This is a genomic window from Actinomycetota bacterium, from assembly GCA_018333515.1.
Lineage (GTDB): Bacteria > Actinomycetota > Aquicultoria > Aquicultorales > Aquicultoraceae > Aquicultor.
In genome coordinates, this window is sequence record JAGXSZ010000012.1 from 52,609 (window position 1) to 60,454 (window position 7,846).

Annotated in this window: 9 protein-coding genes; 6 read left to right on the top strand and 3 right to left on the bottom strand. The window is 55.9% G+C overall.

Annotated features, from left to right (window positions below; all coding sequences use genetic code 11):
* Window positions 1-70: 70 nt before the first annotated feature.
* The 3 genes from dnaJ to dnaK form a co-directional block, all read right to left on the bottom strand.
* A complete protein-coding gene (dnaJ, locus tag KGZ93_03110; GenBank protein MBS3908611.1) occupies window positions 71-1,189 on the bottom strand; it encodes a molecular chaperone DnaJ in 1,119 nt (372 codons plus the stop codon).
* Between the two features lie 102 nt (window positions 1,190-1,291).
* Window positions 1,292-1,870: a nucleotide exchange factor GrpE gene (grpE, locus tag KGZ93_03115; protein ID MBS3908612.1), complete on the bottom strand. Its 579-nt coding sequence runs from the start codon at window positions 1,868-1,870 to the stop codon at window positions 1,292-1,294.
* A gap of 43 nt (window positions 1,871-1,913) precedes the next feature.
* Window positions 1,914-3,746, bottom strand: a complete 1,833-nt coding sequence (gene dnaK, locus KGZ93_03120) for a molecular chaperone DnaK (GenBank protein MBS3908613.1) — start codon at window positions 3,744-3,746, stop codon at window positions 1,914-1,916.
* A gap of 268 nt (window positions 3,747-4,014) precedes the next feature.
* Between dnaK and KGZ93_03125 the strand changes: the two genes are divergently transcribed.
* From KGZ93_03125 to KGZ93_03150, 6 genes are all read left to right on the top strand, one after another.
* Entirely contained in the window at window positions 4,015-4,197 is a 183-nt protein-coding gene (locus tag KGZ93_03125) for a 4Fe-4S binding protein (protein ID MBS3908614.1), read from the top strand.
* 322 nt (window positions 4,198-4,519) lie between these two features.
* Entirely contained in the window at window positions 4,520-5,296 is a 777-nt protein-coding gene (locus tag KGZ93_03130) for an ATPase (GenBank protein MBS3908615.1), read from the top strand.
* 5 nt (window positions 5,297-5,301) lie between these two features.
* A complete protein-coding gene (locus KGZ93_03135) occupies window positions 5,302-5,613 on the top strand; it encodes a hypothetical protein (protein MBS3908616.1) in 312 nt (103 codons plus the stop codon).
* Entirely contained in the window at window positions 5,613-6,008 is a 396-nt protein-coding gene (locus tag KGZ93_03140; GenBank protein ID MBS3908617.1) for a hypothetical protein, read from the top strand. The genes KGZ93_03135 and KGZ93_03140 overlap by 1 nt, the downstream gene beginning before the upstream one ends.
* A 14-nt stretch (window positions 6,009-6,022) precedes the next feature.
* A complete protein-coding gene (locus tag KGZ93_03145; protein ID MBS3908618.1) occupies window positions 6,023-6,391 on the top strand; it encodes a hypothetical protein in 369 nt (122 codons plus the stop codon).
* 131 nt (window positions 6,392-6,522) lie between these two features.
* The gene (locus KGZ93_03150; GenBank protein MBS3908619.1) at window positions 6,523-7,254 is read left to right on the top strand and encodes a roadblock/LC7 domain-containing protein; all 732 of its coding nucleotides are present in this window, start codon (window positions 6,523-6,525) and stop codon (window positions 7,252-7,254) included.
* Window positions 7,255-7,846: the final 592 nt, after the last annotated feature.

Here is a 7,846-nt window from a genome sequence, read left to right on the forward strand (position 1 = left end):
CAGTGCGTCCTAACTTCCCACTCCAAATATCATTGAACAATCGCACGGCCCTTAGGTCTCGCGATTCGCGTTACTCTTTAAAATTCTTCCTCGGGTCTTCCTTGCGGGCATCGGCAAACCTCACGAGCAGCTCTTTTTCGGCTCCCGAGAGTTCTGTCGGCACGGTTATGCGGACCTTGGCGAGCATATCGCCCCGGCCCGTCCCTTTAAGCTTGGGCGCTCCTTTGCCGCGGAGGCGGAAGGTCCGGCCCTCCTGGGTACCGGCGGGAATCTTCAAGGAGACGCTACCGTCGACGGTGGGCGCCTCGATACTAGCTCCGAGGGCCGCTTCGGTAAAGGTAATCGGGAGGTCGAGCTGGATGTCGCTGCCGTTCCTGATGAAATAGGGGTGTTTGGCGACCTTGGCGACGACATAGAGGTCGCCGTGGGGCCCGCCGTTCAAGCCGGCTTGCCCTTTGCCTTTGAACCTGAGCTTGCTGCCGTCGGCGACACCGGCCGGGATCTTTATCGTCTCACTCTTCTGTGCGCGTATGCGGCCGTTGCCCCGGCAAGCCGCGCAGGGTCTCTCGACTATGCTTCCCTGGCCGCCGCAATTCGGGCACGCCCGACTGATACTGAAGATACCCTGGTCGTCCGCGACCACGCCGCGTCCGCCGCACGCCGCGCAGGCAACCCTCCCCGAGCCGGATGCCGCGCCTGTCCCGCCACACGACGAACAGGTCTCTTCCCTGTCGACCGAGAGCGTAACGGTCTTACCCTTAAGCGCCTCGTCGAAGGTGAGGCTTACGTTATACGTTATATCGGAGCCTTTGGTCCGCGTCTGCTGCGGCCTCGCTCCACCGCGCCCGACGCCCGCGCCGCCCCCGAAAAGGTCGAAGAGGTCGCCGAAGCCGTTAAACGAGAATCCCTGGTCAGCGCCACCGGCAGTGCTCCGTCCGCCACCCGGGCCGGGGCCGCCGAAATAGCGCCCCATCTCGTCGTATTCCTTGCGCTTTTTCGCGTCTTTAAGAACCTCATAGGCCTCGCTTATTTCTTTGAACTTCTCTTCCGTCGTCGAATCGCTCTTGTTCGCGTCGGGATGATATTTCCGCGCGAGCTTGCGGTACGCATCTTTTATCTCTTTCCGCGTCGCATTCTTGCTCACCCCGAGAACCGCGTAGTAATCCTTATATGTCCTGCTCGAACTCATCCGCCATCACCATTATCAGCTGTCAGGAATTAGCTATCAGATTGTCAGGGCTAAAGCCCTGAGCTACGAGTGCTAGCCGCACCCTCGTTCCGCACCCGCTTTCTACTTTGCGACTTTTACCATCGCCGGGCGCAACAGCCTTCCCTTCAGCTCATAGCCCTTCTGTAGAACTTCAATCACCGTATTCTCGGCGTGCCCTTCGCTTTCGACCTGCAGGACGGCCTCGTGCCGCTCGGGGTCGAACTCCCGGCCCAAGGGGTCGATGACTTCGACACACTCCTTCGCCAGCAACGCGTTGAGCTGCGTATAGATAAGCTCAAAGCCTTCGGTCAAGCTCGCGCTCGATGCTCCGGCTTCCGCCGCGTGAAGCGCCCGCTCGATATTGTCGATGAGCGGCAGCAGCTCCCGCATTACGGTCTGCGTCGCATACTGGACAATCTGTTCTTGCTCCCGCAGCATCCGCTTGCGATAATTGTCCATCTCAGCCTGGACCCGCTTGGCCATATCCAAGTATTCCGCCGCGTCCGCCTCTTTCCGACTCAAGCGCTCTTTCAAATCCTCATAGCTCTCGCCCGGCGCGCCCTCCGGCCCGGCTTCTTCGCCGTCCACTGCGTCGACCTCTGCCGATACCGGCTCCGCCGGGTCGTCGCCAAATCCATTCCGGTTTTTATCCCCTGTCAAAACTATCACCTCAAACGCCGGGAAGGAATTTTCCTCCCCCGTCTTACTTCGCTTCGCCTTCTTCGTCGACTACTTCGAAATCGGCATCGACGACGTCCTCAGCCTCGCCCGCGGCTTCATCGCCCGCGCCCGGAGCCGCCTGCTGTTGCTGCTCGTATACGGCCTGGCCGATTTTGTACGATTGCTCAAGCAACACTTCGTGCGCCTTCTTTATCTGCTCGACGTCGGAGCCCTTAAGCGCCTCTTTCGCGTCGGCTACCGCTTTCTCGATCGCCTCTTTGTCGGCGTCGGTCAGCTTCTCGCCCACATCTTTGAGCGTGCGCTCGGTCGTGTATACCAGGTTATCCGCATTGTTTCGCACCTCGGCTTCTTCGCGGCGCTTGCGGTCTTCTTCCGCGTGCGACTTGGACTCGTCGACCATCCGGTCTATCTCATCCTTGTTGAGCGCGGTGGCGCCGGTAACCGTGATGCGCTGCTCTTTGCCGGTGCCCAAATCTTTCGCCGAGACGTTGACTATGCCGTTGGCGTCGATGTCGAAAGCGACCTCGACCTGCGGCACGCCTCGCGGCGCCGGCGGCATGTCCACCAGATGGAACCGCCCTAAGGTCTTATTGTAGGCCGCCATCTCGCGCTCGCCCTGGAGTACGTGTATCTCAACGCTCGTCTGTCCGTCGGCGGCGGTCGTAAATATCTCGCTTTTTCGCGTCGGAATCGTCGTGTTTCTCTCGATAAGCTTCGTGAAGACGCCCCCGAGCGTCTCGATTCCGAGCGAGAGCGGGGTGACGTCGAGGAGAAGAATGTCTTTTACCTCTCCCATGAGCACGCCGGCCTGGATGGCCGCGCCGGCCGCTACTACCTCGTCCGGGTTGACGCCCATGTGCGGGTCTTTGCCGGTATACTCCTTTACCATCTCCTGTACCGCCGGCATCCTGGTGGAGCCGCCGACGAGGATGACGTGATCGATGTCGTCGGCGCTTACGCCGGCGTCTTTCATCGCCTGCTGAACCGGCTTACGGCACCGGTCGAGATAGTCGGTCGTCATCCGCTGGAACTCAGTGCGAGTCAGCGACATCTCGAGGTGCTTCGGCCCTTCGGCGTCGGCTGTGATAAACGGGAGATTTATGTTGGTCGAAAGCGTCGTGGACAGCTCCATCTTCGCCTTCTCCGCCGTCTCCTTGAGGCGCTGAAGCGCCATCTTGTCGTTGCGTAAATCGATACCGTATTTCGACTTGAAGTCGTCGGCCATCCAGTCGATTACCTTCTGGTCCCAATCGTCGCCGCCGAGATGGTTGTCGCCCGCGGTCGCCCGCACCTCGAAAACACCGTCGCCGATGTCGAGAATTGAGACGTCGAAGGTACCCCCACCCAGGTCGAAGATGAGAATCGTCTGGTCATGCTCTTTGTCGAGACCGTACGCGAGCGCGGCGGCCGTCGGCTCGTTGATAATACGTAAGACCTCGAGACCCGCTATCTTGCCGGCGTCTTTCGTCGCCTGGCGCTGCGCGTCCTCGAAGTAAGCGGGAACCGTGATGACCGCCTGGGTAATCTTCTCGCCGAGATACGCCTCCGCGTCCCTCTTGAATTTCCGCAAAATGAAGGCGGATATCTGCTGCGGCGTATAATCCTTACCGTCGATATCTATCTTCCAGTCGGTGCCCATATGGCGCTTGACCGATGCGATAGTCCGCTCCGGATTTGTAATCGCCTGGCGTTTGGCAACCTCGCCGGTGAGCACCTCGCCGGTCTTGGAAAACGCGATGACCGAAGGCGTGACCCTCCCGCCTTCCGCGTTGGCTATTACCTTCGGCTCACCAACCTCGAGAATCGCCATACATGAATTTGTCGTTCCAAGATCGATACCTAAAGCTTTTGGCATAAAAAACACTCCTATCGCTATATTTTTGTCATAAGTATAAAATCTAAGTCTGGTATTGTCAAGATTTATGACGGCGACCTTATTATAGTTATCGGCTGACCTTTGAGGCCTTTAATTATTTTTTGATTTATTCTTGCGGCGACGCAACTCGGCGGTTCGCAGTAAATAATCGCCAAATTCTCTTTGTCAAATCACTTTACAAGCGGCTAGCAGTCATGTATAAGATTTATTGTGTAGCGTACGGCCTATTTATTAGGGAGGAATTATAATGTCAAAACCATTAATCGATGTCGATGAGTGCTCCGGCTGCGGAACCTGCATAGACAGCTGCCCGAACGATGTGTTCGAACTCGTCGACGACATCGCAAAAGCTACCGATGCGGATAGCTGCGACGGCTGCAAGGCTTGCGAAGAAGAATGCGCGATGGAAGCCATCACCATAGAGGACTAAGCTATTATCCTAAGACCTGAAAACGCCGGACGCGGGTTTGGCGTCTTTTTTGTATACAAGAAAATAGGCTCCCCCTAAACCGGCTACCCACGCTCGGTCGAGTCTTCGCTTTTATGTTAGCGCGCTCGACATCGACGACAAAAGGTCTGGTGCCGCGCCAAGAACAAAACAAAGTTTTGCTCTTGGCGCGTTTATCTGGTAAAAATATTATTAAGCGACGGTTTGTGCTTCGCTTTTGCGTGAGACGTTTTTCGCCCTCGACATGACGCTTCAGCGCCACAAAGCTTAAGCCGAACACGGATAGAGGAATGGGGGGCTTTGATTGAAAAAAATACTAAGCGGTATTCCGGGGTTGGATGATTTGCTCGATGGGGGGCTGTACGAGAGAAGCTCGACCGTCATTGCGGGCCCTCCGGGTACCGGGAAGACGACCTTTGCGACGCAATTCATATACCAGGGCGCGGCCGCGCTCGACGAAGCGGGTATATTTATAACATTCGAGGAATTCCCGGAGATCATCTATCGCGACGCCATGAATTTCGGCTGGGATTTGAAGGAGCAAGAGGCGGCCGGAAAGCTAAGAATAATCTTCACGTCACCCGCGGTTCTCAAAAGCGAACTCGAGAAAGAAAACGGCCTAGTCGATAGATTGGTCGCCGAAATCGGCGCTAAACGCATAGTCATCGACTCGGTCACGCTGATGGAGCAGATAAGCCGCGATACCATCGAACTCAGGCAACTCTTTAATAGCCTTATAAACGGCCTAAAGCGACTAGGGCTGACGACGGTATTGACGAGCGAAGTCCCGCTCCTCTTCGGCCACGAGAACACATTCGAGACGAGCATAGGTTTTGTCGTCGACAACATACTATTTTTACGTTACGTTGAGATAGAGAGCGAGCTTGAGACCGCTCTGACTATCTTGAAGGTGCGCGGGAGCAAACACGCTAAAGATATCCGCAAATATGAAATCGCGGAGAACGGGGTGACCATCGAGGCCAAGTTCTCGGGCCACCAGGGAATCCTGACCGGATTCCCATCGAGAATGATCAGCGGAAAGACGCTCCTTGAGGAAGGCCTTATCCGCAAAAAAAGGTAATCGAGATGAGCTTTATCGTAGCAGTCGAAACACTCAACTTCATCCTGGCGAGTCTGGCGGCTCTGATATCCCTGGGAATCTTGCGAAAGGTGGCCGGCAACCTCGCCGCGAGCTGGCGATACGCGGTGGTAGCCTTCCAAATACTCGCGATGGCGACGCTCTTTGCCGTCATCAACGAATTGGGGGTCATCTCGATAGCGGGTGTCGGCTCGGACCTGTTGAGAAACACCGCGCATTTCGTCTTCATCATACTCGCCTTCTTCGGGCTGCTCCGTAATTACCAACTAATACGGAATTTGACCGAGCGTGATTCGTAATGACAGTCGTCGACCTTCTCGCCATAGTCGTGGCCGTAACCGGCCTCGCGGCGGCCGTCATCGCGCGAAAAATCTGGCTCATGGTCGAAGGCGACCTGGCGGCGAGCTGGCGATGGTTGCTGCCGAGCGTGCCGGTCTATGCCGTCTCTTATACCATCCTTATCATACATAATTTTATGAGAAAATTCGGTACGCCCGACCCCGTGCTGAGCATCGATTTTGAATTAAACATCCTGGAAAAGCAGTCGCTGTTCAGCATGCAAGTGTGGGAGCCGATAATACTGGTGTTGCGAAACATGCAGGTACTGGTGGAAATGGTATTCCTGGTGCTGGTCATAGTCGGCCTCGCCAGACAGTACCGGCTGTTTCAAAAGCTTGCTGAAAAGCAAGGCTAGATTGAGGAAATCGAATGAATAGAAAGATAGCTAAGTTCGTTAAAAGCTTAAACGAGAAGACAAAACCCATTGTGCTTGAGATACTGGAATCGCCGACCAAGTGGAATCTCATCCAGTTTTACAAAGCCAACCCCTTTTCCATACACACGCCGCGAGGCCTTGCCAACATCATCGGACGCAAACCATCCGCGGTGTCGAAAGAGGTCGAGTGCCTGGCGCGAGCCGGTGTGCTCAAAAAAATATCGGACAACGAAGACCTGTCGGCCATTTATTCGTACGACCCTGAAAAAGTCATGGTCAAGATAGTAGACTCTTTGGTCGGAATGTGCGGCGAATCGCGTGAGACAATCCAAGAGCTTATCGAGGCCATTAAAAAGTCCTAGCCGCGCTCACACAGCTAGACCCGTAACCGTAACAGCCGTAGCAACGTCCCCCACTTACACTTGGCAATCCTGAAGAATGCCTGTAAACTATTGTCAATAATATGTGGCGCGCATTTCTTGGGAGGTTCGTCTTGGACGAAAAGGACTTTGCGGAATTGATATCGGTGTTCTTGAAAGGCAGCGAACAGGGCAAGGACGCCGCGGAGAAGGAGAAGGGGTCGGCGGATGACGCGTTCGACCCGGAATCGTCTTCAAACGAAGCAGAGGTTCGCAAGAACATCATCGAAGCACTAGCCGAACGAATAAAAGAATCCCAGGAAGCGGAAGAAGTAGCGGTAAACGCCCGGTCCGAAGCCGCGACAATGGCGCCGAACACCGGGATAAGCTACGAGGCGGCAGGGGTCGAAAACCCCCCGGAGACCCCCGGAGAAGAGACGCCGGAGGTCGAAGAGGAGCTTATCACAAAAGAAGAGGTAGACCAGCTCCTCAGCAAAGAAGAGCCGGCCGAAATAGTCACCCTGCAGCAAATATTGCACCGCTTCACCGCGCTCGACGGCGTAATCGCCGCGCTCTTGGTCACCCGCGACGGCTTTGTCGTAGACTACGCCTCCAACATCGAATTCGAACTCGACATGGTAAGCGCGGTCGTCGCGACCGGTTTCGGCATGCTCGATAGAGTCGGCTCCGAACTCGAGCGGGGCGCGCTCTCGACCGCCATGCTCGAATACGAGGAGGGCACGGTCGTCATCTCACCGCTCGTCCCCGATATCGCGCTGGTAATCATCGCATCCCAATGGACGACACTCGGGCGCATCCGCTGGGAGATAAAGAAGTACGGCGACGAGTTGATAGCCAATCTCTAAGCGCTTTGTCCCACTGCTTATGCGACGCCGCTCTGCGGGTCGCCTGGCCTTTAGACATTGCGGCGACTCGTTTTGTTCCATCCCGGCACCTGGCGTTCGCCCCGGCTTTTTAAGAGCGGGCTTCTGTGCTATTCTTTCATCGTAATGACGTTAGAACTGAGGATGGGATACGAGCTGGTCGAGAGCCTCGCCGCCATAAAGGAACAAAACGGGAGATTGATCGTCTAAGTCAACCACCCCGCCCTAAAGGGCGGAGCTTGTGAAAGCAAGCTTAAGTTGACCAGGGAGAGTGAGATGTGAACTACATCGAACTCCGTTACCAACGGGTCGTTAAGACGCACCAGCGAATGCTTCCTCAGTTCGCTGCTCTGCAAGACCCGGATCATGCTGGCGAAAGGTAAAGCGCCGAAGGTTCGGGTCGCTGCTGACAAGCAGGAGCCGGTTGGTGACATTCCCGAGGGGAGACGCCTCGCAAGGGGCGCGTCACAGGGCTCGTAAGGGCTGAACAAAAGGAGTTTTCGATGGCAGTGTTTGTTTTGGATCGCAGAAAGAAGCCGCTGATGCCGTGCAGCGAGAAACGTGCTCGCCTGTT

Bases quoted from the DNA above. Each gene is read 5' to 3' on its own strand.
- KGZ93_03140 (MBS3908617.1), top strand. From the start codon at position 5,613: ATGACAGTCGTCGACCTTCTCGCCATAGTCGTGGCCGTAACCGGCCTC.
- KGZ93_03125 (MBS3908614.1), top strand. From the start codon at position 4,015: ATGTCAAAACCATTAATCGATGTCGATGAGTGCTCCGGCTGCGGAACC.
- dnaJ (MBS3908611.1), bottom strand. From the start codon at position 1,189: ATGAGTTCGAGCAGGACATATAAGGATTACTACGCGGTTCTCGGGGTG.
- dnaK (MBS3908613.1), bottom strand. From the start codon at position 3,746: ATGCCAAAAGCTTTAGGTATCGATCTTGGAACGACAAATTCATGTATG.
- KGZ93_03135 (MBS3908616.1), top strand. From the start codon at position 5,302: ATGAGCTTTATCGTAGCAGTCGAAACACTCAACTTCATCCTGGCGAGT.
- KGZ93_03145 (MBS3908618.1), top strand. From the start codon at position 6,023: ATGAATAGAAAGATAGCTAAGTTCGTTAAAAGCTTAAACGAGAAGACA.